This is a genomic window from Marinobacter sp. SS5-14b (assembly GCF_030541005.1).
Taxonomy (GTDB): domain Bacteria; phylum Pseudomonadota; class Gammaproteobacteria; order Pseudomonadales; family Oleiphilaceae; genus Marinobacter.
The window spans coordinates 1-3,937 of the sequence record NZ_JASSVM010000027.1; the positions used below are offsets into that span (position 1 = coordinate 1).

Sequence of the window (3,937 nt, forward strand, 5' to 3'; positions counted from 1 at the left end):
CTTCTTGGTCTGGTACTCGGCTTCGGAGAAGGTGATCTGATCCATGGTGGCAACGAATCCTGTGCAGTTGACGATGACCGTATTATCGCTGATTTTGAGACTTATTCAGAGCCTCCCTAGTTGATTCAGGGAGTCTACTGGTAAGTAGGCGAACTTGGATGCAGGGCCTTCTTCTCGAAAATGCAGCCAATATTTTTCACTATGTATCTTTTCCGACCAAAGAAAGAAATCACCATAATTTTTATACAGAATATCCTGGATTAATAATCTTAAAATTTTGGTGTCTGACCATAAGGTGAATGTTTTCTCGTTGATCATTTTCTCACCTAACAGTTTGGTTTATGGTTTATTGGGCGACTTTACCCATCCAAATGGATGTTCTGAATCTGATTCTTTGTCTAAAATATCGATTTGATCAGGCGTCCAATGTGACTGAGCTCTTATAAAATCTGATCGGGCCCCTCCTTTCTTTCTTATTAGCACAGACACTTCCACTTCATAAAAATCTTTGACTGACTCTGAATTGGAAATTATTTCTTGAATCAATTCATTAATCTTTTGCGTTGTCATTAGAAGATTCCTTGAATCTTTAGGTTCATATTGAATCTACAACAAAAGAAGATTGATGCAAGCAAATTAATTGCGGGTCCAATATTTGTCTTATGACATCGGGGAGAAAGGTTTGCTGGCCTATGTGACTAAACGCTAGGCCAGCGAATTTCAATAAACTACGGATGATTAATTTGAGTTTTATTAGTGTGGATAGTGATGATCGTACTAGGTTTGTTTGCCGTTTTTAGGAACTCAAATTCATTCGGAAGCAGAACCTGTGCAGCTGAACAGTAATACCTTATTGGCAAGGACATCACGCTCTTTCCGGAACTTTTCTGTAACAGGAGTGCCGACGCAATTTTAGTTACTACCGGGTTATCGATGTAGCACTCGTCTTCAATGCAAGCATTAAAAACGTCCTTTTCTCGTTGGGTCAAAGACTCATAGATCTTATCGCCATCGAATACGATCACGCCTTGGCGTGCAAGCTCCTGAGCCTCCTCATCATTGCAACACGTAATGTAAAATCCATCAATGTCGTCTCTAGTTGCCTGCGGACAAACAAAAAATGCTCGGCCGTCCTCCAGATATTGGATTGTGGTCTCACCGATATTGGGGTCTTCAGTAATCGCCTCGTTATTCGCCCTGTGATGCTTATCCATCGTGCTAATAATAGTGAAAGCAGACATCAGATTTTTTCCTCATTTAAACTGACATCCTCAATGATATGGAAACCCAATGGCTTTGGGGCGAGGGTAATTTCGTTAAAAAGGCAATAACACCCAGATCAGTAAGTTTTTTCACCCAGAAAGACCAGAAGACCAAGATTCGGCTTGCGCTACTCGAAATGGTGCCACTTCAATCGTGATTGAAATCGTCAAACATACTGTCCACGGAGGATGACGAGAATATATCGTCATGGCTGCTCAGATCATACCCATATGGGTTTCCTCCAACATCAATCCCACCGATACTGTCGTTAACCATCGGCAACCCTGTGGCAGGATTGATATCAAAAACTGTTGATTGGTAGCGGTCTTCGTAGAACATTGCGTCGTCGTCATAGCTTCCATAGGAAACTGCATCGGAATCTCTGAGTGGAAGGCTGTAATCGGCGTCGATTGCATCATCGATAGTGGGTTCTGTTTGCTCCAGCCAGGCACCGCCACCAACTCCCGCAAGTACACCGAGAAATGCGCCTACCGGCCCAGCGAGATAAAGACCGGTTACACCGCCAGCAAAGATCATCAGCAGATATGTCATGGTGTTTGTTCCTCAGAATTTGGCCTTAGATTCAATCTACCTCAAAAGCTTGGAGGAGCAAGCAATTCGCTGATGCCGTTGCTGGCTCATGTCATTGATATATGCTGTCAAAACCAAGGGACTCGAAAGGGGGAGGATATGCGGGAATTGCCTGCTCAGAATCTGATCGACCGGTTGCTCAATGCTTTGTTGTTGTATCTGATCAGCATTCTATTTTGGTCTTGGTTGGGGGAAATGACAGGGCTGCCAGTCAGCATCCTGCTTGGAGTGGGTGCAATTTTGATGAGCTCGGATCTCAAAGACTTTTCTGGCGATCCTCGTCCAGGTGCCCTCGTGGTAGGAGCTGCTCTTCTTCCAGCATGGCCTTTGGTGCGCTGCTGGTTGAAAGGCCCGGGTTAAGAATTAGAGGTTGAGGGCATGAGAGAATAAGATATGCACGCCCCCGGAGTGGAGGTCTCTCCGTGACGTGCTGCTGGCGTTATTGGGCACCTCCAGCTGGCCCTACTGATGGTTCCAATGTACAACAGATAGTCTTGCCAGCAAGCAAAAAGGCCTATTCGAAAATTCTGGTTTCGAAGGGGAGATTCCGTGGGCAAAAAAATCCGCTTCTTTCTTGAGTTTGATAAGCGAGAACTCGTTGTCGATCGACTTGAGCGGGAGGCTCAGTCGCTCGGTCTTACAGCGGAGCAGCTTATCAAGCGCTTCGTCGTTGATGCGTTAGCGGGCGATGACGATTCTCCGAGTATCCCTGGTGAAAACCTCGAAGATTTCCTTGAAAAAAATGGGGTGATCCGACCCAGACAAGATGATTAATTCGCGATAGTCTGGTAATCGCGTTAGTTTTCATGTCGATAACAAGGGAGTGATATGTCCAATACCGCCGTTCGTTACCTCACGATGCTCCGAATGGTGCCTCGCTTTCCCAAGTCCATAACCACAAGTGAACTGGCGGACCGCCTTGAGGATCATGGTTTTAAGGTGACGATGCGGTCGATACAGCGGGACTTGGAGAAGCTCAGCGCAGACTTTCCGTTGTTGGTGGATGAAGATTCTCGGCCTTACCGGTGGTCCTTTGATCGTAATGCGACGATGGATATCATCCCGGCACTCGACCTGCCTGCCGCACTAACTTTTGAACTAGCCCGGGCCTATCTCTCACCCATGTTACCGCCACGGGCGCTGTCTCATCTGAGGCCGCATTTTGATGAGGCCCATCGGACCTTACTTCGCGAAAAGAACCCGCTGGGCCAATGGCCCAACCGAGTGCGTGTCATCAATCGCGGGCTGGGCGGTGAGCGGCCTGGGATTGATGCTGATGTGCTGGAAACCGTGACTGAAGCCTTGTTGCGGGAGTACAAGTGCAAGCTAACCTACCAGGCTCGCAACTGGCCGGAGCCGGAGGAAATTGTGGTGCACCCTTTCGGGCTCATTTTCAGGGACCCGAATGTCTATCTAATCGGGACTATCGAGGGTAGGGAAGGTACACGTCAGTTGGTGCTTCATCGTGCCGTAACCGGTGAACTGTTGGAGGAGCCTTCCGAGCGGCCGGATGACTTTGATCTGGATTTGTACATCCGCTCCGGCGCCATGGGGATTCTCAAGTCCAATGAACCCGTGTACCTGAAGCTTCGATGCGACAAGCCGGCTTTGAATCACTTGATTGAGTCGCCGTTAGGCTTTGATCAGATCACCACAGAAATTGATGATCAGACTTTCGAGATTGGTGTGACAGTGGGAGATACTCAGGATTTACGCTGGTGGCTGACCGCACAAGCCGTGCATTGTGACATCTTGGAGCCACTGTGGTTGCGCGAGGATATAACAGCCACGCTTGAGCGCGGGCTTGCGAGAATGAAAGCCTAGAGACTATCAATTCAGCGGTTCCCGTCCGAAAGCACGTTCCATGTTATCGAGCAGGGCCTTTAACTCCGGCACCTTGATCCGGTTGGAATGCTCAGTGTTTGAGATGCGCTCCATAAGGTCGGTCAAGGCGGTTTCACAAGAGCCTGTAAACCAAATTGTGTAACTGCCCACGACTGAGTAATCTTTTCAAAAGGATACCATCGTGGGTACACAAGTGGACCAAGAAAAACTCAAAGCTATGGCTGCCGAGCTGGCCAAG

The 3,937-nt window shown here is 47.8% G+C and carries 6 protein-coding genes; 3 read left to right on the plus strand and 3 right to left on the minus strand.

Going from position 1 to position 3,937, the window contains the following annotated elements; translation table 11 throughout:
• Positions 1–339: 339 nt before the first annotated feature.
• The 3 genes from QPL95_RS18350 to QPL95_RS18360 form a co-directional block, all read right to left on the minus strand.
• Positions 340–570 (minus strand): hypothetical protein, encoded by a 231-nt coding sequence (locus tag QPL95_RS18350; RefSeq protein WP_273044076.1) that lies wholly within the window; start codon positions 568–570, stop codon positions 340–342.
• 158 nt (positions 571–728) lie between these two features.
• Positions 729–1,241 carry a hypothetical protein gene (locus tag QPL95_RS18355; protein ID WP_303292359.1) on the minus strand — a complete coding sequence of 171 codons (513 nt, stop codon included), beginning with the start codon at positions 1,239–1,241 and terminating at the stop codon, positions 729–731.
• 169 nt (positions 1,242–1,410) lie between these two features.
• The gene (locus QPL95_RS18360; RefSeq protein ID WP_273044079.1) at positions 1,411–1,815 is read right to left on the minus strand and encodes a hypothetical protein; all 405 of its coding nucleotides are present in this window, start codon (positions 1,813–1,815) and stop codon (positions 1,411–1,413) included.
• A gap of 138 nt (positions 1,816–1,953) precedes the next feature.
• Here QPL95_RS18360 and QPL95_RS18365 point away from each other — a divergent pair, with 138 nt between their 5' ends.
• The 3 genes from QPL95_RS18365 to QPL95_RS18375 all read left to right on the plus strand — a co-directional run bounded on the left by QPL95_RS18365 (position 1,954) and on the right by QPL95_RS18375 (position 3,678).
• A complete protein-coding gene (locus tag QPL95_RS18365; RefSeq protein ID WP_273044080.1) occupies positions 1,954–2,214 on the plus strand; it encodes a hypothetical protein in 261 nt (86 codons plus the stop codon).
• Between the two features lie 189 nt (positions 2,215–2,403).
• Entirely contained in the window at positions 2,404–2,628 is a 225-nt protein-coding gene (locus QPL95_RS18370; RefSeq protein ID WP_273044082.1) for a hypothetical protein, read from the plus strand.
• Between the two features lie 54 nt (positions 2,629–2,682).
• Positions 2,683–3,678: a YafY family protein gene (locus QPL95_RS18375; RefSeq protein ID WP_273044084.1), complete on the plus strand. Its 996-nt coding sequence runs from the start codon at positions 2,683–2,685 to the stop codon at positions 3,676–3,678.
• Positions 3,679–3,937 lie beyond the last annotated feature (259 nt).

Coding starts and splice junctions, on each gene's coding strand:
- QPL95_RS18375 (WP_273044084.1), top strand. CDS start 2,683: ATGTCCAATACCGCCGTTCGTTACCTCACGATGCTCCGAATGGTGCCT.
- QPL95_RS18350 (WP_273044076.1), bottom strand. CDS start 570: ATGACAACGCAAAAGATTAATGAATTGATTCAAGAAATAATTTCCAAT.
- QPL95_RS18355 (WP_303292359.1), bottom strand. CDS start 1,241: ATGTCTGCTTTCACTATTATTAGCACGATGGATAAGCATCACAGGGCG.
- QPL95_RS18365 (WP_273044080.1), top strand. CDS start 1,954: ATGCGGGAATTGCCTGCTCAGAATCTGATCGACCGGTTGCTCAATGCT.
- QPL95_RS18360 (WP_273044079.1), bottom strand. CDS start 1,815: ATGACATATCTGCTGATGATCTTTGCTGGCGGTGTAACCGGTCTTTAT.